Consider the following 811-nt stretch of genomic DNA (forward strand, 5'->3'; position numbering starts at 1 on the left):
CAAAAGATGTTAAATCATACAGATCAGAAAGAAACATTGAGATACATTGGAATGGAGCAAGATACATTAAATGATTATCAAAGGAAGTTTAGAATCTAGTTCCTTTATTTTTTTATCACTTATTGAATTAACTTTAAACTGAAAGTGTCAAATTCATTTTTATAAAATGCGAAAGAGATTGGTATAGCTAAGGTTAAACGGAATAGGTGAATTTAACACAATCTAGATTATAGCTAATTCATTTTCAGGGATTAAAGAACATATTTATTCAAAACTATGCGAAAAGAGGTTGAAAAACGATATGAAAAAATGCAGAAATAAAAAACACGAACTATTCGTGAACTATCCGCGAACTATTTACGGACACATTTTGTTTTTTTACATGTTATATTTGTATTGTGAGAAGTATTTGAAAAAGTGTATGTTTAGGAATGTGGATAAAGTAGGTGAAAATACATCCGTAAAGATTGCGTTTTGATAATTTTGTATGTATTTAAAATCTCGGAACTTTACGTTATTAAAGAAAATATCATGACGATCTTTAGAAGATAGTTTATATGTTTTTATGGTTCTTCTATCATTTCAAATATTTATTTGGTGGATTAGTCATTCGCACATTTATATATAGACAATCATCCAAAACTTACATAGTTAAATAAACTAAAATTATTAAGGAAATAGGGGCGTGATGATGGATGTATTATTATAACTCGTACAATCTTGGTGCTCGACCACAAATAGGTACTGGTGCTCAGCCGCAAATAGGTACTGGTGCTCAGCCGCAAATAGGTACTGGTGCTCAGCCGCAAAT

General features: G+C 30.2%; 1 pseudogene. It reads left to right on the plus strand.

The window, feature by feature from the left end:
• Positions 1-99 (plus strand): annotated as a pseudogene (locus ACQRBL_RS32410) (site-specific integrase); the annotation flags it as partial.
• Positions 100-811: the final 712 nt, after the last annotated feature.

This window comes from Bacillus sp. AF62, from assembly GCF_050312695.1.
Taxonomy (GTDB): domain Bacteria; phylum Bacillota; class Bacilli; order Bacillales; family Bacillaceae_G; genus Bacillus_A; species Bacillus_A cereus.